The sequence below is a fragment of the Fluviirhizobium alvei genome (assembly GCF_030551875.1).
Lineage (GTDB): Bacteria > Pseudomonadota > Alphaproteobacteria > Rhizobiales > Rhizobiaceae > Rhizobium_E > Rhizobium_E alvei.
Window position 1 is genome coordinate 228,714 of record NZ_JAUOZU010000008.1, and the last position, 22,770, is coordinate 251,483.

The following is a 22,770-nucleotide window of genomic DNA, read 5'->3' on the forward strand; positions in this document are numbered from 1 at the left end:
TAACGCGCAAACCATCCACGAAAGTAATGAACATGAATTTTAAAACGGCGGATGACCGGTTCGCTGCTTTTCGCCATCGATCCTACACCCTTTTCTTCTTCGCCCGTTTCCTGGCCGCCTTCGCCACCCAGATCATCTCGGTGTCGGTCGGCTGGCAGATGTATGACGAAACGAAAAGTGCCTGGTATCTCGGCCTGATCGGGCTCGTGCAGTTCCTGCCCTCGCTCCTGCTTTTTCTCGTCACCGGCACGATCACCGATCGCTATAACCGGCGCAGGATTGTTTCCATCTGCCTGATTGTCAGTGCTCTCTGCTCGGCTGCCCTGTTGTTCGTCACGATCGGCGATCTCTTCTCGCCGCTTCTCGTGTTCGGCATTCTGACTGTCTTCGGCATCGAGCGTGCCTTCATGGGCCCGGCGGTGCAATCGCTCGCGCCCAATCTGGTGCCGGAAAAGGATCTGCCGAATTCATTCGCCTGGAATGCGTCCTCCTGGCAGACCGCATCCATCACCGGCCCGGTCGCCGGCGGCCTCCTTTACGGGCTCGGACCTGTCTGGGCCTATTCGGTTGCACTCGCCTTCATGGCGGCCGGCGCCATTCTTGTCTTTTTCATTCCCAAGCCTGCCCAGCGCACCGCAAGCGAGCCGAAAAGCCTTGCCTATGTGCTGGCCGGCTTCAAGTTCATCCGCTCGGAAAAGGTGGTTCTCGGCGCGATCTCGCTGGATCTCTTTGCCGTGCTTCTGGGTGGAGCGGTTGCTCTGATGCCGATCTTTGCATCGGAGATTCTCGTTCTGGGTCCGCTCGGCCTCGGGCTTCTTCGCGCAGCGCCAGGCATTGGTGCCATCGCGATGGCGCTTTATCTTGCAAGTTTTCCGATCCGCCACCATTCCGGAGCGATCATGTTCATCGGCGTCGGCATATTCGGCCTCGCCACGCTGGTCTTCGGCCTGTCGAATACGACCTGGCTCTCCATTGCGGCCCTGATCGTGATGGGAGCCGGGGACATGATCTCGGTTTATGTGCGCGAAACGCTGATTGCGCTCTGGACGCCGGATGAGGTGCGCGGACGCGTCAGCGCCGTCAACATGGTCTTTATTGGTGCCTCAAACGAGCTTGGCGAATTCCGCGCCGGCTCGATGGCCTCGATCGTTGGTGCCGTTCCGGCCGTGGTGATCGGTGGTATCGGCACCCTGCTGGTCTCGATCGCCTGGGCGGGCATGTTCCCATCGTTGCGCAAGATCGATACGCTGGATGTGCCGGAGAGCTTAGCCCGCTGAAGCTGGACGGCGAAATACCAGATCCAGCATCTCCGACATCCAGTTGCGCAAGGGGGCATCATGCAGCATGCGCCCTTCCAGATGCCGATCACCCGTCTGGGCATTGGGCAGTTCGAAACGGTGAGCGCCGCGCACGACCCAGCGATGCATCATCGCGCGTGTGAGCTCACCGTGGAACTGGATGCCCCAGGCATTGTCACCATAGCGGATCGCCTGGTTCTCGTAGGTATCGCCGCGGGCCAGAAGGCGCGCCCCGGCCGGCAGATCGAACCCTTCGCGATGAAAGTGGTAGACCATCGAAGGCCATTCGATCAGTCCCTTGCCTTCCTCGGTCGCCTCGATCGGATACCAGCCGATTTCCGTAAGACCTTCGGCATGGCCCTCAACCTTGCCGCCCAGGTTCTTCACCAGCATCTGGGCGCCGAGACAGATGCCAAGGAAGGGCCGGTTTTCAGACAGAGGTACCGAGATCCAGTCAATCTCCGCCTTCACATAGGGTTCAGGGTCGTTGGCGCTCATCGGGCCGCCGAAGATGATGGCGCCTGCATGGTTTTGAAGCGTATCGGGCAGAGGCTCGCCCAGTACCGGGCGGCGGATATCGAGGCGATAGCCTTTCTCGAGCAGCATCTGGCCCGCACGGCCCGGCGTCGATGTTTCCTGATGAAGGATGATCAGGACGGGTCTGTCGTCTTCGGCGAGGCTCGCGGTCTTGTCCGGCATCAGTTCTCTTGGTCGTTGCTATTCTTGTCCGCATCCATCCGGCGCGTCACCCGGTCGCGTCCGGAAACGCCGATCAGTTCGGCGATCCGCCAGATCAGATGGTCTTCCAGTTCGTTGCGATCGTTGTCGGCATGAACGATCTGCCACAGCATGCCAATAAACTCGGTTTTCTGGCGCTCGTCCAGCGAACGGTTCAGCCGCGAGGTGAAATGATAGAGATCGACCGCTCGCTCCTCTGCGCGCTCGGCAGCCGCAAGCTTCGCCTCGAATTCCACCTTGCTGAGATTGAAACGCGCCCGGATCACATCTTCGAGAACCTGGCGCTCCTTGGGATCGACAACGCCGTCGGCATTGATAACGCTCAGCGCAAGCGCGACCACGGCAACCGATGGGTCATCCGTCTGATCGGGCTTTTCGGCCTCGGCGCCAAGCGAACCTAGGAAGGCCATCAACTTTTCGAACATAACAGCCTCCCGGCCCGGGTTTCGATCAGAACAGTTTGAAGCCGTTCGAAGGCGTTTCTGCGGTTTGCTTCTTCACGCCGGGATCGTCCGGTGGTCGGCCGAAGAAGGGAACCGGTTCTACAGCGGCTTCCACTGGTGTGACCGTAGCCGGTTTGGCCGGAGCAGTAACCGGCTCTACCACTGCAACAGTGGCGACAGGTGTCGGTATTTCGGCTTCTTCGGCATCCTCGGCGGGTGCGGAAACATCGGGAAGCGCACCGAAGGCATCGGCTGCGGTTGCTGTCGTTCCATCTTCAAGGCGACCTGCGACCGGAGCATAGGCTTTCTTCCATTCGAAAGCGTCAAGCCGGCCTGTGATGGGGGAAATCGGCAGCCAATGGGCGGAGACCTGGCCATCGGCCACCCATTCGGGATCGCGTTCGGCGCGCAATGCCAGGGCCAACCAGTAGCGAACGCGGCCCTGATCACCCGTCTGGGCTTCCTCGATATCGGCCATCAACAGATAGATACTTTCCCGCGGATCGATGCGGGCCGCCATTTCCGCCTTGGCGCGCGCCTTGATGAAATCGCGTGCATCGAGTGCTGCGGCCGCGACCGTATAGAGAGTTTCATATGCGTCAGGACGCATTGCTTCGAGTTTTTCGGTCCGACGCAGGCGCTCAAGCGAGGTGCCGCCGCCCGCATGGGCATAGGCGGTCGCCAGCTCCATCTGCGGGTTGAGCTTGTAGGCTGCTTCCAGCACGTTCTGGGCCTTGCGAAGATTGTTCTCACGCAGATAGGCCTTGGCGGCAAGAGTGGCTGCCGGGATGAGCGTCGGATCGAGCTTCAGGGCCTGCACCGCGTCTTCGCGGGCTCCTTTCGGATCGGTCTCGAACTTCGACAGGCCGCGGCCGGTCAAGAGAACGGCCTTCTTGCGGTCATGCTGTTTGCGATCCATGCCGTTGAGGACACGCTGGGTTTCCAGAAGCCGGATCGCATCGTCGAAACGACCCGCCTGAACCCGATATTCCAGCGTTGCCTCTGCAGCCCAGGGCAGGTGCGGTGCCTTTTCGACGGCTTTTTCAGCATAGTGCCGTGCCGCCTCATGGGCGCCCAGCCGAATGGCTTCGAGATAGAGGCCGCGCAGACCCAATTCGCGGGTTTCCGGATCTTCCGCCATTCTCTCGAACTTCTGGCGCGCTTCGTCGGTGCGGCCCTCGATCAGGCAGGCCTGGGCATCGAGCAGCAGGACGAGAGGTTCTGTTTCGGCGCGCAGCAGGCCTTTGGTGCGATCGAGCATCTTGCGTGCCAGCGGTGCGTCACCTGAACCGACGGCGATCAGGCCGGTCGACAGCGCCTGATAGCCGCGATCGCGCTTGCGGGCGCGGAAGTAACGCGAGATCGATTGCGGCGACGTCCAGATCGAGCGGACGATCCACCATCCGAACATGACGATGGCGATCAGGCCGACAACCAGCACGGCAGCAACCATCAGCGTCATTTCAACGCGCTGGCCCTGCCAGATGATGAAGAGTTCGCCTGGTCGGTCCGCGAGCCAGGAGAAACCGGCTCCAAGAAGAACGACGACAGCGAGGAAAGCTATAATCCGGATCATCGTCTGTTCCTTACCCTGCATTGCCGGTCTTGGAGACGGCGCGGGACAGGGTCGACCCAACCAGCTCCTCGACCTTAATGCGTGCATCGAGCGATTTCTTGTAGCTCGAGGAGGCAGCCTTGCCCTTCTCGGGCAGCGTATCCCATTCGAGCGCGGCTCCCTTCAGGTCGCCGTCCTGCAGCTTGCGCTCCATGCGGGCGACCACGGAGCCGGGTCCTTCCCCTTCGACATTGCCCACGGGGCGGACCTTGATCGCCGAAAAGGCGCTTTCCATCAACCGGTCGGTGAGGCTCTGGTTCGGATCCTCCTCGACGAGGGAAGCAAGGATCGTATCGGCGACGGTCGGGAACTGGCCGATCAGTTGCGAGCGCGACGGAACGCCGACAGCGGCGTAGGTCTGCAACTCCTTGACTACCGGATCATCCGGGCTGATGCCCGCGAGCGTGTCGAGTTCGGCGAGGAACGGGCCACCGCGATCGATTGCGGCCTTCAGTCCGGCTGCGGCAATCGCCACGGCCACCGCCACATCGTCCCGCGGGGCATTGACCTTCTTCTCGAGCGCTTCGAGCTTCAGTTCGAGTGCCGCGCGGGCGGTTTCCGCCTTCTCAAATCCGCTGTCGATCCTGGCGGCTGTGTCTGTCACCTGTTGGGCAATCGCAGAAATGCGCGCATCCGCATCGGCAGACAGGCCGTTGGCCAGCGGCATGTCCGCCGCCTTCTTCTCAAGAGTGGCGAGTTTCTCGTTGATCGGTCCGAGGTCAACTTCCGGCTTGGCGCTGGCAAGGGTCGACAGTTGCGCACGCAGCGATTCGACATCCGCCGTCATCGCCATCAATTTTGCGTCGGCGTCATCGCGACCAAGTGCCGGCAACACACCCCAATATTGCAGACTTGCGGCTCCACCCAGCACGATCAAGCCACCGATGAGGCCGGCCGCAACCAGCGACAGGCTGCCGTGGCCGGACTTGACGCTGACATTTTCCGCTGCAGGCGAACGCGGCTGTTCGGAAGGAGGCTCGGCCGGTGTCACGACGCTTTCGGCTTCACCACTGTTGGAGGCCGTTACATCCTCTTCCGTGCCTTCGGCTTCACTTGCCGGACTGTCCTTGACCTCCTCGGCTGCCAGGTCGATCGTGACCGGCTCTGGCCTGGTCTTGGAATGGCGGGTCGGATCTGCCGGTTCCATGGAATTCCTCTTTCTTCTCGGTTTTCACTGCGACCTTAGCCCGATGGAGCATGGCCGCAAGGTTTTTCTGCGACACGGCCGCATCACAGAAGATCGATCAGTTCATCCTCGTCGGGATTGGCGCTGACGAGCGTTGAATGCTTGTATTCCTCGGGAACAGACTCGGCGATATTGCGGCTGAGGCAAAAAAACAGGGTTCTCTTCAACGGTTCGCGGCTGTGCTTGAAGATGTCGAGCTCGAAGAAACGGCGTCCGTTCTCGCGCGAAAACAGAAAGACAGCATCCACCGGCCTGTTGACGAGAACAGCCTGCTGTTCCTCGAGAGAATAGTCCACCGGTCTCATGTCGTAGATCGGGACGGTAACATGCGATAGGCCGTGGCCTTCGAGTGCACCTTCGAGGCCTCCCGATCTGCGATGTCCGGCAAGATAGAGCACAGTGACCGACTGTTCTCGTCGGGCCCGGAAATAGTTGGCGATCAGATCGCCCAGAACCTGACCGTTGCCACCGGCTGTCAGGACGCGGCGAAAACCGGCCTGTTCGGCCGCCTCTGCGGTCTGACGCCCAACCACGAACACCGGAATGTCGAAATGCGCATCGAGCGCCTCGCCAAGCTTGACGAGACAGCGCACGGCCTCCGCTGATGTCAACGCGATCGCATCATGCGGATTGGAAAGTGCCGTTCGGGCTGCGTCGGTATCATGCTCCGGCGCAAAGAGCGGAAACAGAACCGGATCATGCCCGAGCGCTGCAAGCTTGCTTGCGGTCTTGCGGGCCTGCTGTTCCGGTCGGGTGATCAGGACACGCATCGGTCACCGCCAGTTGGTGAAGAATTGAGGGCCGGCCTTGTTCTTGATGTCCTGCCCGGCACGGGCGCCAAGGGCAGCCGCGTCAGCGATTGTGCCGTCCAGACGGATATCGTGGCTTTCCTGTCCATCGGGCGTCAGAATCATGCCGTAGAAATGCAGGCGTTCGCCATCAACCGTCGCGCGACCGGCAATCGGCGTGCGGCAGGATCCGTCGAGCACCGAGAGGAACGCCCGTTCGCAAGAAACGGCGACGAATGTGTCCGCGTGATTGATCGGCGCCAGCAGTTCGCCGATTCGTGCGTCGCCGATGCGCGCCTCGATGCAGATCGCGCCCTGGGCCGGCGCTGGCGGGAACAGGTCGGGATCGAGGATTTCGGTTGCAACATCCGGTTTGCCGAGCCGCTTCAGCCCGGCATAGGCCAAAAGCGTCGCATCGGCATCGCCTTCGGCAAGCTTGCGCAGGCGTGTGTCGACGAGGCCGCGAAAGATCTTCACCTGCAGGTCCGGCCGCAATTTGCGCACCAGGGCCTGGCGACGGAGCGAGGCGGTTCCGACCATCGCACCCTCCGGAAGATCCAGGAGGTTTGCTGCCGTGCTACCGACAAAAGCATCGCGCACATCTTCGCGCGGCAGGTAGGCGGCAATTTCAAGTCCAGCCGGCAGGGCAGTCGCCATATCCTTCGAGGAATGGACGGCGAAATCGAGTTCACCCGAGATCAGCATCTCTTCCAGTTCAGCGGTGAAGAGACCCTTGCCGCCAATTTCGGCGAGCGGCCGGTCGGTGATCCGGTCGCCTTTGGTGGAGAGAACCACGATCTCGAAATCGTCCGCAGAAAGGCCATGCGCAGCAATCAGGCGATCGCGCGTTTCATAGGCCTGAGCCAGAGCGAGAGGGCTTCCGCGCGTACCGATTCTGAAAGCTTTTGTTTGCATTCGCCTCAATCCGTTGTACTTGGCTTCCAAGTAATCATCTTTCCTGTCCACCGCAATCAGGCAAAAGGTCCCATCGTGCCGGTTCTTCGAATTCTCGGACTAGAAACGAGCTGTGACGAAACAGCCGCTTCGATCGTCGAACGGGACGAAAACGGCGAAGGGCGGATCCTTGCCGATGTCGTTCTTTCGCAACTCGATGAACATTCGGTTTACGGCGGCGTGGTGCCGGAGATTGCCGCACGCGCCCATGTCGAAGCCCTTGATGGTCTGATCGTGGAGGCGCTGCATCGCTCCTCGATGCGGCTTTCGGATGTCGATGCGATCGCGGCGACGTCAGGTCCGGGCCTGATCGGCGGCCTGCTGGTCGGGCTGATGACCGGCAAGGCGATTGCGATGGCGACGGAAAAACCGCTCTATGCGATCAACCATCTCGAGGGCCATGCGCTGACGGCGCGGCTGACGCACGGGCTTGCCTTTCCCTATCTGCTGCTGCTGGTCTCGGGCGGCCATACCCAGCTCATTCTCGTCAAGGGCGTTGGCGACTACGAACGCTGGGGTACGACGATCGATGATGCCCTGGGCGAGGCCTTCGACAAGACAGCAAAGCTGCTCGGCCTGCCCTATCCCGGCGGTCCTGCCGTCGAGCGAGCCGCACGGACCGGCAATGCGGAACGGTTTGCCTTTCCGCGCCCGATGGTGGGTGAGGCGCGTCTCGATTTCTCCTTTTCCGGTCTCAAGACTGCGGTCCGGCAGGCGGCAGAGGCGATCGCACCGGTCAGCGAACAGGATATCGCCGATATCTGCGCCTCGTTCCAGAATGCTGTTTCTCGAACGATGAAGGACCGGATCAGTCGCGGTCTTGCCCGCTTTCATGAGCGGTTCGGTAAAAGCGTCGAAAAGCCGACGCTCGTGGTTGCGGGTGGCGTAGCCGCCAATGCCGAGATCCGCTCGACGCTCGAAACCATCTGTGCGGCGAACCGGTTCGCCTTCATCGCACCGCCGATGGCGCTTTGCACCGACAATGCCGCGATGATTGCCTGGGCCGGGCTTGAGCGACTGGCGCTCGGCCTACCAGCTGACGGTCTTGATGTCGCGCCGCGGTCCCGCTGGCCGCTCGATGAGAATGCCGCCACGCTGCTCGGATCGGGCAAGCGGGGAGCCAAGGCATGAAGGAACGGATCGTTGTCGCCGGCTCGGGTGCCTTCGGAACCGCGCTTGCGGCGGCGACGGCCATTTCGGGAAAGGCTGAAGTAACGCTTCTGTGCCGGTCGACCGAGCAGGCCCGGATACTTTCAGAAACCGGGACAAATTCTCGCAATCTCCCCGGGATCACGCTTCCTTCCGGCATTCGTTACACGACAGAGGCGAGCGTTCTGGAAGAGGCCTCGATCGTGCTCTTTGCCATGCCGAGCCAGGCGCATCGCGAGGCTTCCCGGATGCTGTCTCCGCGTCTGCATTCCGCGCAACTGATCGTCACCTGCGCCAAGGGGATCGAGAAGGAGAGTGGCCGCCTCCTCACCCATGTGCTGGAAGAAGAACTGCCGAACCATGCGATCTCGGTTCTTTCCGGACCGGGATTTGCAGCTGACATTGCAAAGGGCCTGCCGACGGCAATGGTGGTGGCTTCGGCCGATCACCGCGAAGCCGAGCGGATTGCGCATGCTATTTCGGGGCCGAGTTTCCGGCTCTATCCCTCGACCGACCGGATCGGCGTCCAGCTGGGCGGCGCGCTCAAGAATGTGCTGGCGATTGCCTGCGGCATCGTGGAAGGCGCGGGCCTTGGCGATTCCGCGCGCGCTGCGCTGATTTCGCGCGGCCTTGCGGAACTGTCGCGCTTCGTGGCCGGGCTCGGGGGCCAGGCGGAGACGGTCAAGGGATTGTCCGGCCTCGGCGATCTGGTGCTCACGGCCACGAGCCACCAGTCGCGCAACCTTCGTTTCGGCATCGAGACCGGTCGGACCGGCCATGCCGGGCTTTCGACCGGCGAACTCGTCGAAGGCGCCTTTACCGCCGCGATTGCCGAACGGATCGCCGGCGAACGCGGCATCGACATGCCGATCACCCACGCGGTTGCATCCATCATCGACGGACGCATGGATGTGCGGACCGCCATCACCTCGCTCATGACACGCCCTATCACCACAGAATGAAAGGAACTCCCGTGCTCTATGCCATGATCTGCCAGGACAAGCCCGGTGCGCTTCAGTTGCGGCTCGATACCCGCCCGGTCCATGTCGACTATCTCAACGGCCTGAACGCAGCCGGTACTCTGAAATTTGCCGGCCCGTTCCTCGATGGCGAAGGCAAGCCGAACGGCAGCCTGGTGGTGGTCGAGGCCGAGACGATCGAGGCTGCCAAGGCGATTGCCGATGCCGATCCCTACGCCAAGGCCGGCCTGTTCGCCTCCGTGGAGGTTCGTGCCTGGAACTGGGTCTTCAACAAGCCGGAGGCGTAAATGGCCTATTGGCTGTTCAAATCCGAACCGTTCAAGTTTTCCTGGGACATGCAGAAGGCCAAGGGTGCCGCCGGCCAGGAATGGGACGGGGTCCGCAATTACCAGGCCCGCAACAACATGCGGGCCATGCAGATCGGCGACAAGGGCTTCTTCTATCATTCCAACGAAGGCCTTGCCGTCGTTGGTATCGTTGAAGTCTGTGCGCTGGCCCATCCCGATTCCACGGCCAACAACCCGACCTGGGAATGTGTGGATATCCGGGCGGTTTGCGACATGCCGAAGCCAGTCACCCTTGCCGACGTCAAGGCCAATCCGGCCCTGTCGGAAATGTCCCTGGTGAAGTCGATGCGGCTCTCCGTGCAACCCGTCACCGAAGACGAATATCTCGAGGTATGCCGTATGGGCGGGCTCGATAATCCACCCAAATGAGCCACCCGTGAAAACCGATCCCGAAACCTTCATCCTCGCCAATACCGGCGTGCTTCGGCCGCCGCATGTGCCCGAGATTGCGCTCCATCTCGCCGATGAGGCGCATGATCTCTGGCTGAAGACCGAGGAGGAACTGGAAGAGATCGGCCTGCCGCCGCCCTTCTGGGCCTTTGCCTGGGCGGGAGGGCAGGGTCTGGCCCGGTTCGTTCTCGATCATCCCGAGATTGTCCAGGGTCGCAAGGTGGTCGATTTCGCCTCCGGGTCCGGTCTGGTGGCGATCGCGGCAATGAAGGCGGGCGCGGGAAACGTTCTGGCCGCCGATATCGATCCCTGGACCGAAACCGCGATCCGGCTCAATGCGAAGCTGAACGATGTTGCGATCGGCTTTACGTCCGCCAATATCGTCGGGACGATGGTTGCAGGCGATGTGCTGCTGGCTGGCGATGTCTTCTATGACCAGTCCTTTGCCAATGCGCTGATTCCCTGGTTCACCGCCCTGCGGGCCAGCGGCATGCGGGTGATCGTGGGCGATCCCGGACGCTCCTATTGTCCGCGCGACCGCATGCAGCCGCTTGCGACTTACATGGTACCGGTTACCCGGGCGCTTGAGGATTCCGAGGTCAAGAAGACCATCGTCTGGGAATTCCTGGGCTGATACCTAGCGTCGATAGCACGGCCTTCAGCCATTGCTAACCAGCCTGTGGCACTCTCCGGCGCAAGGAGAATGCCATGAACGAACTTCTCATCATCGCAAGCCCGGACCTGATGGCCGAGCGACAGGCATGGCTCGATGCGATCGCCGGCGAGCGTCGCCTTTCGCCTCTGACGGTTGAGGCCTACGAGCGCGATACGCGACAGTTTCTTCATTTTCTCACGGCGCATGCCGGTGGCCCGGCCAGATTGAGCGATCTCAGCGCCTTGCGGCCTGCCGGTTTGCGCGCCTTTCTCGCCTCCCGTCGCAGGGAAGGGGTGGAAGCGCGGACACTCGGCCGCGGCATGGCGGGCATCCGCTCCTTCCTGCGCTATCTCGAGCGAAAGGGCCTCGCCAATGCCACCGGTGCCCGCGCCGTGCGCACGCCGAAACAACCCAAAAGCCTGCCCAAGCCACTCAGCTCGGAACAGGCCTTGCTTGTGACATCCGACCTCGGACAGTTGGCGGAGGAGCCATGGATTGCCGCGCGCAATGCCGCGGTTCTCACCCTGCTCTATGGATCGGGCCTGCGCATTTCCGAAGCGCTCGGCCTGACGCCGGCGGATTTTCCGCCGGGCGCGCGCACTCTGCGCATCACCGGTAAGGGTGGCAAGACCCGCATCGTGCCGCTTCTCGAGGCCGCCGTCGAGGCTGTTTCGGACTATCGCAAGTCCTGCCCCTATGCGATCGCGGCCGATCAGCCGCTCTTTCTCGGCGCTCGCGGTGGACCGCTGCAGCCGGCCATCATCCAGCGTGAAATGCAGCGCATGCGCTCGGCGCTCGGCCTGCCGGACAATGCGACGCCGCATGCTCTGCGCCATTCTTTCGCCACGCACCTGCTTTCCGCTGGCGGCGATCTGCGCGCCATTCAGGAACTGCTTGGCCATGCGAGTCTTTCGACCACCCAGGTCTATACCGGTGTCGATGCAAAACGCCTGCTCGATGCCTTCGAACGTGCCCATCCCCGCGCCGGTTAACCATGCTGGTTAAGGGAATGTGAGCGGCTTGATCCTATGGTTTCGCGCGATCATTCATTTCGGAGTTTTCATGACCCACGCTGCCTCACTTTCGCCGAACCCGATCCGGGAACTGCCGGCTGACAGGCTGGCACGCTGGGCCATGGGTTTCATCGCATTTCTGCATGTGTTGGCGTTTCTTTGGTTCGCTCTTGTGCTTGCGAGCGCTACGCCGGCGCAGGCCGCCGACGATCTCGCCTGCGGTGCGCGTGACCGGATGGCAGAACTCGAGAAGAACAATCCGTCCGAATATGCCAAATTGCGTGTCGAAGGTAACAAGATCGCCAATGCGCAGGCACGATTCTGGAAACTCGAAAAGCCGGGGCAATCTCCCGACTGGTTGCTTGGGACCTTCCACCTTTCCGACCCGCGTGTAACCAATCTGCCTGACGCGGCCAAGGCGGCCTATCGCAAATCGTCGACGATCATTCTCGAATCGGATGAGATCCTTGACCAGAAGACGGCGTCGGCAAGGCTGATGGCAAAGCCGGGCCTGATGTTCTTCATGGGTTCCGAAACGCTGAAGGATCACATGTCGGCGGAGGATCAGAAGGTCGTCTCCGAAACGCTCGGCAAGCGTGGCGTCTCCTTCGCCTCGATGATCAAGTTCAAGCCCTGGGTCCTGTCCTCGATGGTCTCGCTCTCAACCTGCGAGATCGCCCGCAAGAACGGTGGTGCGGCCTTCCTCGACATGAAACTGGCCAAGGATGCAGCCAAGGCCGGCAAGAAAGTTGTGGGGCTCGAAACGCTGGCCGAGCAGATCGAGGCGATGAACAGCCTGCCGATCGAATTCCATGTCCGGTCTCTGGTCGCAGCCGCCCGCTATCCGGATTACACCGCCGACATGATGGAGACCACGCTCGGACTTTATCTGCGGGGCGAGATCGGTCTCGTTTTTCCGGCTGCAGCCTATTTCGCGCCCGAAAAGGGAGCTTCCGATCTGAAAGACATGGCGCTTTTCGAACAGAAGCTGATCACCGAACGCAATCACAATATGGCGGACCGGGCAGCGAAAACGCTCGCCAAGGGGGATGTGTTCATGGCTGTCGGTGCTCTGCACCTCATCGGTGATGAGGGTCTGGTCGCGCTGCTGCGCAAGCAGGGCTATACGGTGACGCCGATCTTCTGAACGGGGTGAATGTTGCGCCCGACCGGACGCATGGTGGCCGGCACGATCCGGCGGTGAAACGGCGCCACAAACATCATATAGATGTGGCCAAGCAGATTGTGACGTCGGACATAGGTCGAAACGCCGAAGGATTTTTTGTTCGGATCATCCTCGAAGACATCGACGATGATCCGAAAATCAAGATGCTTGTCGTCAAAGCCAAGCACGATATGGCTGGGTGACTGTTCGACGACAGGAAAGCCGCCGACGCTTGCCCCTGCCGCCATCCTCACCGTTTTCAGACCCACAAGCGTTACCACGGCATTGCGCAGGCGCATCAGCCCCTGGATCCAGCCAGGCGGGTTGGCCAGAAGCATGACGGCAATCTCGTTGGCCGTCAGATCCGGCGATGTCAGTTCCGCTTCGAAGCGGTCCCGCCAATCGGCATCGTTCACGAACGCTTGTGTTTCTGGAAGCATCTCAGGCCTCATGGAAATGGCCGGTGGCGAGCCACCGGCCTTCGATTCCGGTATCTGCCGCTGATCAGACGCCCTTGGTCATGCGGTCCATGACGTCGGTCTTCCAGTAGAACTTGTGCACCAGCGCCGCGCCGATATGGGCCACGAGCATGATCCAGAGAAGCAGCTTCATCGGACCGCCATGGACGAAACCGGCAACATCGACATGGAAATAGAACTTGGCGATACCCGAAAGCGGCATGGTGAAAAGCAGCAGATAGATGAGGCCGTGAACAGCTTTGGCGATCAGCTTGAAAATGGCCGGCTCATCGGCCGGCGCGGCCGGAGCACCCTGAACCGCCCGCAGGATCAGGCGAATGACCGTGAGCGCGAGAATGGCAAAGCCGGAATAGATGTGAAGATTGGCCGAGCTCCACTCTTCCGGCGTCGGAACCTTGCCGCCGCCCAGAAGGTCAGCCACACGCTCGATTTGTCCCGGCAGGAGCAGGTTGAAGAAGACGAGAAGAACAGTCAGCCAATGCACGATGCGCTGCGGGATGGAGTAGGAGAGCGGAGCCATTTTAATTGCCTTTTATCAAGTAGATAATGGGATGACTCCAGAATAGACGAAGCGCGCCTTGGATAACAGGGCGCGCTTCGAAACTTTACCGAATTTTACGTTGCGGCCGATTTTAGCCGGTTACATGTGGATCGGTTTGAAGAAGGTACCGAGGGCGGCTTCCTTGACCGCTTCCGACATGGTCGGATGGGCGTGGCAGGTGCGGCCGAGATCCTCCGAGGAGCCACCGAACTCCATCAGCACGGCTGCTTCGTGGATCATCTCACCGGCGCCGAAGCCAATGATATGGACACCGAGCACGCGGTCGGTCGCCGCGTCGGCGAGGACCTTGACGAAACCTTCGGTGGCTTCCATCGCGCGGGCGCGGCCGTTGGCCGTGAAGGGGAACTTGCCGGCCTTGTAAGCGATGCCGGCGGCCTTGAGCTCTTCTTCGGTCTTGCCGACCGACGCCACTTCCGGCTGGGTGTAAACAACGCCGGGAATGACGTTGTAATTCACATGGCCATGCTGGCCGGCGAGGATCTCGGCCAGCGCCACACCCTCATCTTCGGCTTTGTGGGCGAGCATTGGCCCCTTGATGACGTCGCCGATCGCGAAGATGCCGGCGACCGAGGTCTGGTAATGGGCATCGACCTCGACGCGGCCACGGTTATCAAGAACCACGCCGGCTTCGGCAAGGCCGAGGCCTTCGGTGAAGGGCTTGCGGCCGGTTGCCACCAGAACGACATCGGCATCGAGCGTGACGGCTTCACCGCCCTTGACCGGCTCGAACGTGACCTTGGCGCCATTGCCGGCCTTTTCGACGCCGGTCACCTTGGCGCCGAGCTTGAAATCGATGCCCTGTTTGGCGAGCATGCGCTGGAACTGTTTGGAAACCTCGCCATCCATGCCACCAAGAATGGTGTCGAGATATTCGACCACGGTTACCTTGGAGCCGAGACGGTTCCAGACCGAGCCGAGTTCGAGGCCGATGACACCGCCACCGACGACGACCAGCTTCTCCGGCACCTTGTCGAGCGCGATCGCGCCGGTCGAGGAAACGATGACCTTCTCGTCGATATCGACAGAGAGGCCGGGAATGCCGGCAACATCGGAACCCGTGGCAATGACGATGCTCTTGGCTTCGAGTTCGGTCACCTTGCCATCGTCGCCGGTCACGGCCACCTTGCCCTGACCGAGCACCTTGCCGGTGCCCTGAAAGGCATCGATCTTGTTCTTCTTGAACAGATAGGCGACGCCATCGACATTCGATTTCACCACGGCATCCTTGTGGCCCATCATCTTGCCGAGATTGAGCTTGGGTGCTGCCACCTCGACGCCGAGGGAATCCATGCCATGGGCGACATGGGCATACATTTCGGAGGCATGCAGCAGCGCCTTGGACGGAATGCAGCCGACATTGAGGCAGGTACCGCCGTAAGTAGCGCGCTTTTCGACAACGGCCGTCTTGAGACCAAGCTGGGCCGCCTTCACCGCACAGACATAGCCGCCCGGGCCGCTACCGATCACGATCAAATCATAAGCCATTTTATTGTCCCGATAGTTGGGCGGATTATCCCGCCATCTTGTTGCAGTCTTTCAGCGTCAGCACGTCCCAGGGGACAACCATCGCCTTGTCTTTACCCCAGACGTTCGAGGCCCGAACGGACGGTCCGAAGCCTGGCAGGAGAATCTGGGCCGCAGCTGCGGACCCTTGCGGTGGCAGAAGATCGATATGGGCATCGTAATGCGCATAGATCACGCCCTGCCACACGGTGCAGGCGGCAAGATCCGCCCCCGTCACGTCGCCTTCCGGGCAATTGTAGAAGATCATGCCGTTTGGCCGGTTGACCGGCTCGGACGGCAGCACGTAGCCCTCGAGCACGACCGGCTTGTTCAAAACCTTCAGCGTGAAACGATGGCTGGAAGAAGAGGCTTCAGAATCGACCGGCTCGAAGGCGAGTTCATAGGCATTGTCGGAATCGCGATAGACGGCATGTTCCTGACGGCAACTGGCTGCCTGCGCCGGCAGGACGCTTGATGCGATGAGCAAAGCTGCCAGAGCCCTCAGCATCGTTCAGCCTGCCTTTTCGGTCGCCAGCTTGAGGCCGAAGCCGATGAAAACGACGCCGCTTGCGCGGTTGATCCACTTGCTCATGCGGCCGAATGCAGCCCGCATCGCTGGCGTCGTCATGAAATAGGAGACGCCGACGAACCAGGCAATCAGCGCCGACGCCATGACCATTCCGTAGCCGAACTTCACGAGACCGGGCGTTTCATGGCTGACGACAGCCGAAAAGACCGACAGGAAGAAGAAGACCGGCTTGGGATTGAGCGCATTGGCCATGAAGCCGAGGCCGAAGGATTTGAGAGGTGACTGGTCGCGGCTGCCGGCTGTCATTTCGTTTCCGGCCTCGACATCGACGGATCCGGCGCGCAACGAGGCGATGCCGATATAGATCAGGTAAGCGACGCCGCACCATTTGATGATGTTGAAGAGCAGGATCGACTGCGAAATGACGAGGCCCAAGCCCAGGATCGTGTAGGTTACATGGAACATCAGCGATGTGCCGATGCCGAAACTGGTGATCACGGCTGCCTTGCGGCCATGGGTGATCGACTGGCGGATGACCATCGCAAGATCCGCACCCGGCGAGACGATGGCGAAGGAGAAAATCGCCATCAGCGACATCAGTTCAAAGGCGTAACGCGACAGATCCATGGCGGTCCCAATCTCGATCAGACAAGCGGCGTCAGGAACAAAAGGACAAGGCCGAGGAGCGACAGACCCCAGGCGATCGACCGGATTGGTCCGAGACCGGCAATATAGAGCGGAAGATAGGCCGTTCTGGCGCCAAGATAAAGCATGGCACCAAGATTGCTTATGAAGCCTTCTTCCTCAACGAATGTCAGCACCACGATGGCTGCAATGAACAGCGGATAGGTTTCGAGGAAATTTTGCAGCGCCCGCTGGGCCCGGCCACCATAGAGGCCCAGTACGACCGGATTGTCACGATTGGGATCATAAGGCGTCTTGCGTTCGCGTGCCTGGGTGACGACCTGTGTCATCACATGCAGAAAGCCCAGAACCGTGCTGAACAGGAGGCAATATAATTCAATCGTCATGACGTATCCCGATGGTGGAATGAGCAAGGCCGCGGTTGACGCGGCCTTGCCTGGCTTTGCTTATCAGAGATCCAGGACCAGGCGTTCCGGATCCTCAAGGCTTTCCTTGACGCGCACGAGGAAGGTTACCGCTTCCTTGCCGTCGACGATGCGGTGATCGTAGCTCAGCGCCAGATACATCATCGGACGGATCACGATCTGGCCGCCGACGACCACGGGGCGCTCCTGGATCTTGTGCATGCCGAGAATGCCCGACTGCGGCGCATTGAGGATCGGCGACGACATCAGCGAACCATAAACGCCACCGTTGGAGATGGTGAAGGTGCCGCCCTGCATGTCGGCCATCGAAAGCTGGCCATCGCGGGCAACCTTGCCGAGGCGACCGATTTCCTTTTCGATTCCCGCGATCGACATCTGGTCGGCATCACGGACGACCGGAACCACGAGGCCCTTGTCGGTGCCGACGGCGACGCCGATATGGCAATAGTTCTTGTAGATGATGTCGGTGCCGTCGATTTCGGCATTGACCGCCGGCAGTTCCTTCAGGGCGTGGGTCACAGCCTTGGTGAAGAAGCCCATGAAGCCGAGCTTGACGCCGTGCTTCTTCTCGAAAATATCCTTGTAGCGGTTGCGCAGGTCCATGACCGCGCTCATGTCGACCTCGTTATAGGTGGTCAGCATGGCAGCGGTATTCTGGGCGTCCTTGAGGCGACGCGCGATGGTCTGGCGTACCTTTGTCATACGGACGCGTTCTTCGCGAACCGAATCATCGGCGCTCGACGGTGCACGAACCGACGCCGGAGCGGCAGCAGGTGCGGCAACCACCGGGCCCTTGGCGATGGCGGCGAGCACATCTTCCTTCAGAACCTGGCCGCGCTTGCCCGAGCCATCGACGGAGCCGGCGGCAAGGTTGGCGTCTGCCATCAGCTTAGCTGCAGCCGGTGCCGGCGGCATGGAGGAGGCCGAACCAGCCGCAACGGCGGGTGCAGCAGGAGCGGCTTCCACCTTGGCGGCAGCCGGAGCGGCCGAGGCAGCAACGGCTGCGCCGGATTCAGCGATCTGGCCGAGCAGGCCGCCCGGAGCGACGGTGTCGCCCGCCTGGGCGGTGATTTCGGAAAGCACGCCGGAAGCGGGTGCCGGTACCTCGACAGTTACCTTGTCGGTTTCGAGCTCACAGAGAATTTCGTCGGCCTTGACGGCATCGCCGACTTTCTTGAACCAGGTACCGATCGTGGCTTCGCTGACGGATTCTCCGAGGGTCGGAACGCGGATTTCGGTTGCCATGTGCGTGAAGTCCTGAAGTTGAATGTTGCGGTTGTTTCCGGTCAGCTTCACCGGAGAATGAGCGATGGAATGGGTGCCGTTTCGTAACGGAAGCCCAGATCCGCCATGATCACGGGATCGGCGGCGCCAAGAGCCTCGGCCTCCGCCTCATTTTCAGCCTCGACGATCGCCATCCCGAAAGGCCCCTTCGGATCGAAGACCGGTCCCACGGCAATGGCAATCTTCCGCTCTGCAAGCTCTTCCCAGTAGATCTGGTGCTCTCCCATTGCCGTTCCCTCCGCCGCGGTGGTGTCGAAGGGAAAGCTTGGCCTGGGTGCAACGAGCTTGAGATGGAAATAGGCCATCGTTCGGCGTCAGCCTCCGAGTGCGTCTTCCAGGAAGGCCTGGAGCTGGGCCAGATGCTTGGACATCAGGCCGGTTGCCGGAGAAGCTGCTGCCGGGCGTCCGGTATAGCGGACACGCTGGTACTTGGCGTCGATATGGGCCAGCACCCATTCGAGGTACGGATCGATGAAGGACCATGCCCCCATGTTCTTGGGCTCTTCCTGGCACCAGACCATTTCGGCCTGACGGAAACGGGAGAGCTCGTTGATCAGTGCCTTGGCCGGGAACGGATAGAGCTGTTCGATGCGCAGCAGGTAGACATCGTCGATGCCGCGCTTTTCGCGCTCTTCGAGCAGATCGTAATAGACCTTGCCCGTGCACATGACGACGCGACGGATCTTCGCATCCTTCTGCAGCTTGATCGGGCCGTCCTTGATCACTTCGGCATCGTCCCAGAGAAGACGATGGAACGAGCTTTCGCCCGCCATTTCCGAAAGGCTCGAGACGGCACGCTTGTGGCGCAGAAGCGACTTCGGCGTCATCAGGATCAGCGGCTTGCGGAAGTCGCGCTTCATCTGTCGGCGCAGGATGTGGAAGTAGTTCGCCGGCGTCGTGCAGTTGGCAACCTGCATATTGTCTTCCGCACAAAGCTGCAGGAAGCGCTCAAGACGGGCGGACGAGTGTTCCGGGCCCTGGCCTTCGTAACCATGCGGCAGCAGGCAGACGAGACCGGACATGCGCAGCCACTTGCGTTCACCCGACGAGATGAACTGGTCGAACACAACCTGGGCACCGTTGGCGAAATCGCCGAACTGGGCTTCCCAGAGCGTCAGCGCATTCGGACGCGCCAGCGAATAGCCATATTCGAAGCCGAGCACCGCCTCTTCGGAAAGCATGGAGTTGATGACTTCATACTTCGCCTGGGTCGGCGAGAGATTGGCAAGCGGAATGTAACGCTCTTCGGTTTCCTGGTCATAGAGGACCGAGTGGCGCTGCGAGAAGGTACCGCGCTCGCAATCCTGGCCGGACAGGCGGATCTTGTGACCGTCAAGGCAGAGCGAACCGAAGGCAAGTGCCTCGGCCATGGCCCAATCGATCCCTTCGCCGGTTTCGATCATCTGGGCACGGTTGTCCATGAAACGCTGGATCGTCTTGTGCGCCTTGAAGCCTTCGGGGATCGTCGACAGCTTCTTGCCGAGATCCTTGAGCCCCTTCATCGGAACCGCCGTCTTGCCGCGACGCTGTTCGTCGGCATTGTCGGCGGTCCTCAGACCCGACCACAGACCATCGAGCCAATCGGCCTTGTTGGGCTTGTAGGTCTGGCCAGCCTCGAACTCCTGTTCGAGATGGGCGCGCCAATCGGCCTTCATCTTCTCGAGTTCGCCCTGGGTGATCAGGCCTTCGGCAATCAGCCGCTCGCCATAGAGCTGTACCACGGTCTTGTGGCTGCGGATCACCTTGTACATCTTCGGCTGGGTGAAGGACGGTTCGTCGCCTTCATTGTGGCCGAAGCGACGGTAGCAGAACATGTCGATGACGACCGGCTTGTGGAACTTCATCCGGAATTCGGTGGCCACCTTGGCGGCATAGACCACCGCTTCGGGATCGTCGCCGTTGACGTGGAAGATCGGCGCTTCGATCATCTTGGCGACGTCGGACGGATAGGGCGACGAGCGCGAGAAATGCGGGTTGGTGGTGAAGCCGATCTGGTTGTTGATGATGAAATGCATCGTGCCGGCCACACGGTGACCACGCAGGCCCGACAGGCCGAGAATTTCGGCAATCACGCCCTGGCCGGCAAAGGCGGCATCTCCGTGCAGCAGCAGCGGCAGCACCTTGACGCGCTCGCGCAGCGGAATGATGTCGCCTTCCCAGACCTTGGCGAGCTGGTCCTGCTTGGCGCGCGCCTTGCCCATGACCACCGGATCGACGATTTCGAGATGCGAGGGATTGGCCGTCAGCGACAGGTGTACCTTGTTGCCGTCGAATTCACGGTCCGAGGAGGCGCCAAGATGGTACTTCACGTCACCCGAGCCTTCGACATCGTCAGGGGCATAGGAGCCGCCCTTGAACTCGTGGAAGACGGCGCGGTGCGGCTTGCCCATCACGTTGGTCAGAACGTTCAGGCGGCCACGATGGGCCATGCCGAGCACGATTTCCTCGAGCCCTTCGGACCCGCCGCGCTTGATGATCTGTTCGAGCGCCGGAATCAGCGATTCGCCGCCATCGAGACCAAAGCGCTTGGTGCCCTTGTACTTGACATCGATGAACTGTTCGAAACCTTCCGCCTCGATCAGCTTGGAGAGGATGGCCTTCTTGCCGTTGGCGGTGAATTCGACGCCCTTGTCGGGGCCTTCGATGCGTTCCTGGATCCAGGCCTTGGCTTCCGGGTCCGAGATATGCATGAACTCGACGCCAATATTACCGCAATAGGTGCGCTTCAGGATGTCGATCATCTGGCGCACGGTCGCATATTCGAGGCCGAGCACGTGATCGATGAAGATCTTGCGGTCATAATCGGCTTCGGTGAAGCCATAGTTAGCCGGCGAAAGTTCGTTGTAATCGTCGACCGGATCGGCAAGGCCGAGCGGGTCGAGATTGGCATGCAGATGGCCGCGCATGCGATAGGCGCGGATCATCATGATGGCACGGACGGAATCGCGTGCGGCCTGCTGGATTTCGAGCGGGCTCATCGGCTTGCCTGCCGCTTCGGCCTTGACCTCGATCTTCTTGGACACGGCCTTCTCGACCACCGGCCAGTCGCCATCGAGCGCGTTGACAAGTTCGCCATTGGCGCTCAGGGGCCAGTGCTTCTTCTGCCAGGAGGCGCCGTTGGCGGCCTTTGCGACATCGGAAGGATTGTCCTGCAATGCCCGGAAGAAATCCTGCCATTCCGGGTTCACGGAGGCGGGATCATCCTGGAAGCGGGCATAAAGCTGTTCGATATAATGCGCGTTCGATCCATCGAGGAAGGACGTCGCCAGAAATTGCTGATTGGCCTCTTGCCTTGCCATATATCCTTGCGGGTTCGGACCCGCCTCCCAATCGTCACGTTTACGGGTCTCGCCCGGAGAATCCGAGAGGGCGGAGGCCTTTGCCACCGCCCCCGATTTCGTCAGCCCTTAAGGACTTCAACCAAGGTTTTTCCAAGGCGTGCCGGCGACGGCGACACCCGGATGCCGGCCGATTCCATGGCGGCGATCTTGGATTCCGCATCGCCCTTGCCGCCGGAAACGACAGCGCCGGCATGGCCCATGGTGCGGCCCTTCGGAGCAGTACGACCGGCAATGAAGCCTGCCATCGGCTTCTTGCGGCCCTTCTTGGCTTCGTCCTTGAGGAACTGGGCCGCGTCTTCTTCTGCCGAGCCGCCGATTTCGCCGATCATGATGATCGAGGTCGTGGCTTCGTCAGCGAGGAACATTTCGAGCACATCGATGAACTCGGTGCCCTTGACCGGGTCGCCGCCGATACCGACAGCGGTGGTCTGGCCGAGGCCTTCGTTCGAGGTCTGGAACACGGCCTCATAGGTCAGCGTGCCGGAGCGCGAGACGATACCGACCGAACCCTTGCGGAAGATCGAGCCCGGCATGATGCCGATCTTGCATTCTTCCGGGGTCAGGATGCCCGGGCAGTTCGGTCCGAGCAGGCGCGACTTCGACTTGTCGAGCTTTTCCTTGACGCGCACCATGTCCATCACCGGAATACCTTCGGTGATGCAGGTGATGAAGGGAATTTCCGCTTCGATCGCCTCGATGATGGCGTCAGCGGCACCTGCCGGGGGAACGTAGATCACGGTCGCGTCGGCGCCGGTCTTTTCCTTGCCTTCGGCGACGGTGGCGAAGATCGGCAGGGTTTCGCCCTTGGAGCCGGTCCAGTTTTCGCCACCCTTCTTCGGATGGATACCGCCGACCATCTGGGTGCCATAATAGGCAAGCGCCTGTTCGGTGTGGAAGGTACCGGTCTTGCCGGTCAGGCCCTGAACGAGGACCTTGGTGTTCTTGTTGACGAGAATTGACATTAGTTTGTGGACTCCGATCCGAGTTTTCCCGCAATACCGGCGCGCAACTGAGATGCGACGCTCAACGCAGCGGCCATAAGCCAAATAAAGCCGATCACATATGCTGTAGCGGTGGCGCCGACACATTCGCTTTCATCAATGGCGCATGAAGCATTGACGCCACTTATCAGCATCCAGACACCACCGGCCAACGCAAAAGCTGACAAGCACAATGAGAGTACGAGACCGAGCCCAAGTCTCGCAGCGATGGTCATGCCCGCTAACACCACCATGGGTGCCGCGCCAACAAACCAGAGCGGGATTTGGGCTTCGGTCATTG

The 22,770-nt window shown here is 60.9% G+C and carries 25 protein-coding genes; 8 read left to right on the forward strand and 17 right to left on the reverse strand.

Translation table 11 applies throughout. The features are described 5' to 3' along the window. The first annotated feature begins 32 nt into the window (after positions 1-32). Positions 33-1,277, forward strand: a complete 1,245-nt coding sequence (locus Q4481_RS13025) for an MFS transporter (RefSeq protein WP_304376808.1) — start codon at positions 33-35, stop codon at positions 1,275-1,277. Here Q4481_RS13025 and Q4481_RS13030 read toward each other — a convergent pair. From Q4481_RS13030 to hemC, 6 genes are all read right to left on the reverse strand, one after another. Next, on the reverse strand, positions 1,266-1,997 hold the full coding sequence (locus tag Q4481_RS13030; RefSeq protein WP_304376809.1) for a glutamine amidotransferase: 732 nt from the start codon (positions 1,995-1,997) through the stop codon (positions 1,266-1,268). The two genes, Q4481_RS13025 and Q4481_RS13030, sit on opposite strands and share 12 nt — an antisense overlap. After that, the gene (locus tag Q4481_RS13035) at positions 1,997-2,461 is read right to left on the reverse strand and encodes a tellurite resistance TerB family protein (RefSeq protein WP_304376810.1); all 465 of its coding nucleotides are present in this window, start codon (positions 2,459-2,461) and stop codon (positions 1,997-1,999) included. Before Q4481_RS13035 ends, Q4481_RS13030 begins: the two co-directional genes overlap by 1 nt. 25 nt (positions 2,462-2,486) lie before the next feature. Next, a complete protein-coding gene (locus tag Q4481_RS13040; RefSeq protein WP_304376811.1) occupies positions 2,487-4,055 on the reverse strand; it encodes a heme biosynthesis protein HemY in 1,569 nt (522 codons plus the stop codon). A gap of 10 nt (positions 4,056-4,065) precedes the next feature. Continuing rightward, the gene (locus Q4481_RS13045) at positions 4,066-5,241 is read right to left on the reverse strand and encodes a COG4223 family protein (RefSeq protein ID WP_304376812.1); all 1,176 of its coding nucleotides are present in this window, start codon (positions 5,239-5,241) and stop codon (positions 4,066-4,068) included. 83 nt (positions 5,242-5,324) lie between these two features. After that, positions 5,325-6,050 (reverse strand): uroporphyrinogen-III synthase, encoded by a 726-nt coding sequence (locus Q4481_RS13050; protein WP_304376813.1) that lies wholly within the window; start codon positions 6,048-6,050, stop codon positions 5,325-5,327. 3 nt (positions 6,051-6,053) lie between these two features. Further along, positions 6,054-6,983 (reverse strand): hydroxymethylbilane synthase, encoded by a 930-nt coding sequence (gene hemC, locus Q4481_RS13055; protein WP_304376814.1) that lies wholly within the window; start codon positions 6,981-6,983, stop codon positions 6,054-6,056. A 72-nt stretch (positions 6,984-7,055) separates the two neighbouring features. On the opposite strand from hemC, the gene tsaD reads away from it, so the two are divergent. The 7 genes from tsaD (at position 7,056) to Q4481_RS13090 (ending at position 12,703) form a co-directional block, all read left to right on the forward strand. Then, entirely contained in the window at positions 7,056-8,153 is a 1,098-nt protein-coding gene (tsaD, locus tag Q4481_RS13060) for a tRNA (adenosine(37)-N6)-threonylcarbamoyltransferase complex transferase subunit TsaD (RefSeq protein ID WP_304376953.1), read from the forward strand. Further along, positions 8,150-9,133: an NAD(P)H-dependent glycerol-3-phosphate dehydrogenase gene (locus Q4481_RS13065; protein WP_304376815.1), complete on the forward strand. Its 984-nt coding sequence runs from the start codon at positions 8,150-8,152 to the stop codon at positions 9,131-9,133. The genes tsaD and Q4481_RS13065 overlap by 4 nt, the downstream gene beginning before the upstream one ends. Positions 9,134-9,144: 11 nt before the next feature. Continuing rightward, positions 9,145-9,438, forward strand: coding sequence for a YciI-like protein (locus tag Q4481_RS13070; protein WP_304376954.1), 294 nt, complete (start codon positions 9,145-9,147; stop codon positions 9,436-9,438). After that, positions 9,439-9,867: an EVE domain-containing protein gene (locus Q4481_RS13075; RefSeq protein ID WP_304376816.1), complete on the forward strand. Its 429-nt coding sequence runs from the start codon at positions 9,439-9,441 to the stop codon at positions 9,865-9,867. Positions 9,868-9,874: 7 nt separating this feature from the next. Next, complete coding sequence (locus Q4481_RS13080) at positions 9,875-10,522, forward strand: class I SAM-dependent methyltransferase (RefSeq protein WP_304376817.1); 648 nt, start codon at positions 9,875-9,877, stop codon at positions 10,520-10,522. Between the two features lie 74 nt (positions 10,523-10,596). Beyond that, positions 10,597-11,535, forward strand: a complete 939-nt coding sequence (locus Q4481_RS13085) for a tyrosine recombinase XerC (RefSeq protein WP_304376818.1) — start codon at positions 10,597-10,599, stop codon at positions 11,533-11,535. A 70-nt stretch (positions 11,536-11,605) separates the two neighbouring features. Further along, entirely contained in the window at positions 11,606-12,703 is a 1,098-nt protein-coding gene (locus Q4481_RS13090) for a TraB/GumN family protein (protein WP_304376819.1), read from the forward strand. Here Q4481_RS13090 and Q4481_RS13095 read toward each other — a convergent pair. From Q4481_RS13095 to Q4481_RS13145, 11 genes are all read right to left on the reverse strand, one after another. Then, positions 12,679-13,161 carry a DUF2867 domain-containing protein gene (locus Q4481_RS13095; RefSeq protein WP_304376820.1) on the reverse strand — a complete coding sequence of 161 codons (483 nt, stop codon included), beginning with the start codon at positions 13,159-13,161 and terminating at the stop codon, positions 12,679-12,681. The genes Q4481_RS13090 and Q4481_RS13095 overlap by 25 nt on opposite strands. A 64-nt stretch (positions 13,162-13,225) precedes the next feature. Beyond that, positions 13,226-13,720, reverse strand: coding sequence for a cytochrome b (locus tag Q4481_RS13100; protein WP_304376821.1), 495 nt, complete (start codon positions 13,718-13,720; stop codon positions 13,226-13,228). A 120-nt stretch (positions 13,721-13,840) separates the two neighbouring features. Next, on the reverse strand, positions 13,841-15,247 hold the full coding sequence (lpdA, locus tag Q4481_RS13105; RefSeq protein WP_304376822.1) for a dihydrolipoyl dehydrogenase: 1,407 nt from the start codon (positions 15,245-15,247) through the stop codon (positions 13,841-13,843). Positions 15,248-15,272: 25 nt separating this feature from the next. Continuing rightward, positions 15,273-15,773, reverse strand: coding sequence for a hypothetical protein (locus Q4481_RS13110; protein ID WP_304376823.1), 501 nt, complete (start codon positions 15,771-15,773; stop codon positions 15,273-15,275). Positions 15,774-15,776: 3 nt separating this feature from the next. Further along, complete coding sequence (locus tag Q4481_RS13115; protein ID WP_377353777.1) at positions 15,777-16,421, reverse strand: LysE family transporter; 645 nt, start codon at positions 16,419-16,421, stop codon at positions 15,777-15,779. A 17-nt stretch (positions 16,422-16,438) separates the two neighbouring features. After that, positions 16,439-16,825, reverse strand: coding sequence for an MAPEG family protein (locus tag Q4481_RS13120; protein ID WP_304376824.1), 387 nt, complete (start codon positions 16,823-16,825; stop codon positions 16,439-16,441). A gap of 63 nt (positions 16,826-16,888) precedes the next feature. Continuing rightward, positions 16,889-18,109 carry a 2-oxoglutarate dehydrogenase complex dihydrolipoyllysine-residue succinyltransferase gene (gene odhB, locus Q4481_RS13125; protein WP_304376825.1) on the reverse strand — a complete coding sequence of 407 codons (1,221 nt, stop codon included), beginning with the start codon at positions 18,107-18,109 and terminating at the stop codon, positions 16,889-16,891. 47 nt (positions 18,110-18,156) lie between these two features. Further along, on the reverse strand, positions 18,157-18,453 hold the full coding sequence (locus Q4481_RS13130) for a YciI family protein (protein ID WP_304376826.1): 297 nt from the start codon (positions 18,451-18,453) through the stop codon (positions 18,157-18,159). Between the two features lie 9 nt (positions 18,454-18,462). Then, positions 18,463-21,447: a 2-oxoglutarate dehydrogenase E1 component gene (locus Q4481_RS13135; RefSeq protein ID WP_304376827.1), complete on the reverse strand. Its 2,985-nt coding sequence runs from the start codon at positions 21,445-21,447 to the stop codon at positions 18,463-18,465. Between the two features lie 101 nt (positions 21,448-21,548). Next, positions 21,549-22,451: a succinate--CoA ligase subunit alpha gene (sucD, locus tag Q4481_RS13140; protein WP_304376828.1), complete on the reverse strand. Its 903-nt coding sequence runs from the start codon at positions 22,449-22,451 to the stop codon at positions 21,549-21,551. Further along, positions 22,451-22,768 carry a hypothetical protein gene (locus Q4481_RS13145; RefSeq protein WP_304376829.1) on the reverse strand — a complete coding sequence of 106 codons (318 nt, stop codon included), beginning with the start codon at positions 22,766-22,768 and terminating at the stop codon, positions 22,451-22,453. Before Q4481_RS13145 ends, sucD begins: the two co-directional genes overlap by 1 nt. Positions 22,769-22,770 lie beyond the last annotated feature (2 nt).

Excerpts from the sequence above, each read along its gene's own strand:
- Q4481_RS13095 (WP_304376820.1), bottom strand. The coding sequence starts at position 13,161 with ATGCTTCCAGAAACACAAGCGTTCGTGAACGATGCCGATTGGCGGGAC.
- Q4481_RS13110 (WP_304376823.1), bottom strand. The coding sequence starts at position 15,773 with ATGCTGAGGGCTCTGGCAGCTTTGCTCATCGCATCAAGCGTCCTGCCG.
- Q4481_RS13050 (WP_304376813.1), bottom strand. The coding sequence starts at position 6,050 with ATGCGTGTCCTGATCACCCGACCGGAACAGCAGGCCCGCAAGACCGCA.
- Q4481_RS13065 (WP_304376815.1), top strand. The coding sequence starts at position 8,150 with ATGAAGGAACGGATCGTTGTCGCCGGCTCGGGTGCCTTCGGAACCGCG.
- Q4481_RS13100 (WP_304376821.1), bottom strand. The coding sequence starts at position 13,720 with ATGGCTCCGCTCTCCTACTCCATCCCGCAGCGCATCGTGCATTGGCTG.
- sucD (WP_304376828.1), bottom strand. The coding sequence starts at position 22,451 with ATGTCAATTCTCGTCAACAAGAACACCAAGGTCCTCGTTCAGGGCCTG.
- Q4481_RS13025 (WP_304376808.1), top strand. The coding sequence starts at position 33 with ATGAATTTTAAAACGGCGGATGACCGGTTCGCTGCTTTTCGCCATCGA.
- Q4481_RS13135 (WP_304376827.1), bottom strand. The coding sequence starts at position 21,447 with ATGGCAAGGCAAGAGGCCAATCAGCAATTTCTGGCGACGTCCTTCCTC.
- Q4481_RS13040 (WP_304376811.1), bottom strand. The coding sequence starts at position 4,055 with ATGATCCGGATTATAGCTTTCCTCGCTGTCGTCGTTCTTCTTGGAGCC.
- Q4481_RS13145 (WP_304376829.1), bottom strand. The coding sequence starts at position 22,768 with ATGACCGAAGCCCAAATCCCGCTCTGGTTTGTTGGCGCGGCACCCATG.
- Q4481_RS13030 (WP_304376809.1), bottom strand. The coding sequence starts at position 1,997 with ATGCCGGACAAGACCGCGAGCCTCGCCGAAGACGACAGACCCGTCCTG.
- lpdA (WP_304376822.1), bottom strand. The coding sequence starts at position 15,247 with ATGGCTTATGATTTGATCGTGATCGGTAGCGGCCCGGGCGGCTATGTC.
- Q4481_RS13130 (WP_304376826.1), bottom strand. The coding sequence starts at position 18,453 with ATGGCCTATTTCCATCTCAAGCTCGTTGCACCCAGGCCAAGCTTTCCC.
- Q4481_RS13120 (WP_304376824.1), bottom strand. The coding sequence starts at position 16,825 with ATGACGATTGAATTATATTGCCTCCTGTTCAGCACGGTTCTGGGCTTT.
- Q4481_RS13115 (WP_377353777.1), bottom strand. The coding sequence starts at position 16,421 with ATGGATCTGTCGCGTTACGCCTTTGAACTGATGTCGCTGATGGCGATT.
- odhB (WP_304376825.1), bottom strand. The coding sequence starts at position 18,109 with ATGGCAACCGAAATCCGCGTTCCGACCCTCGGAGAATCCGTCAGCGAA.
- Q4481_RS13045 (WP_304376812.1), bottom strand. The coding sequence starts at position 5,241 with ATGGAACCGGCAGATCCGACCCGCCATTCCAAGACCAGGCCAGAGCCG.
- Q4481_RS13075 (WP_304376816.1), top strand. The coding sequence starts at position 9,439 with ATGGCCTATTGGCTGTTCAAATCCGAACCGTTCAAGTTTTCCTGGGAC.
- hemC (WP_304376814.1), bottom strand. The coding sequence starts at position 6,983 with ATGCAAACAAAAGCTTTCAGAATCGGTACGCGCGGAAGCCCTCTCGCT.
- Q4481_RS13085 (WP_304376818.1), top strand. The coding sequence starts at position 10,597 with ATGAACGAACTTCTCATCATCGCAAGCCCGGACCTGATGGCCGAGCGA.
- Q4481_RS13035 (WP_304376810.1), bottom strand. The coding sequence starts at position 2,461 with ATGTTCGAAAAGTTGATGGCCTTCCTAGGTTCGCTTGGCGCCGAGGCC.
- Q4481_RS13090 (WP_304376819.1), top strand. The coding sequence starts at position 11,606 with ATGACCCACGCTGCCTCACTTTCGCCGAACCCGATCCGGGAACTGCCG.